Genomic DNA, 356 nt, shown 5'->3' with positions numbered 1-356 from the left:
TCAGGGCGCTCAGGGTGTGCAGGGTGTGCAGGGTGAGGCCGGTACGCAGGGTGCTCAGGGCGCGCAGGGTGAGGCAGGCGTTCCGGGGGCGCAAGGCTTCCAGGGTCTCCAGGGCGAGGCGGGTGCGCAGGGTGCTCAAGGCGCCATCGGAGCGCAGGGTGACGTCGGCGCTCAGGGTGCTCAAGGTGAGGCCGGCGTTCAGGGGGCGCAGGGCGTGCAGGGTGCGCAGGGTGATGCCGGTGTTCAGGGTACGCAGGGTGCGCAGGGTGCTCAAGGCAGCGTCGGTGCGCAGGGTGGCGTTGGCGTTCAGGGTGCGCAGGGTGTCCAAGGTTTCCAGGGCGACACGGGTGCTCACG

Annotated in this window: 1 protein-coding gene; it reads right to left on the bottom strand. The window is 71.1% G+C overall.

Annotated features, from left to right (window positions below; translation table 11 throughout):
- On the bottom strand, positions 1-355 hold a 355-nt coding region (locus tag ACGFIW_RS09235), incomplete at its 3' end, for a hypothetical protein (protein WP_393312273.1).
- Between the last annotated feature and the right edge of the window lies 1 nt (position 356).

This window comes from Micromonospora sp. NPDC048935 (assembly GCF_043197875.1).
Lineage (GTDB): Bacteria > Actinomycetota > Actinomycetes > Mycobacteriales > Micromonosporaceae > Micromonospora.
Note: the sequence above shows the minus strand (reverse complement) of the source record. Positions and strands in the feature narration are given on the sequence as shown.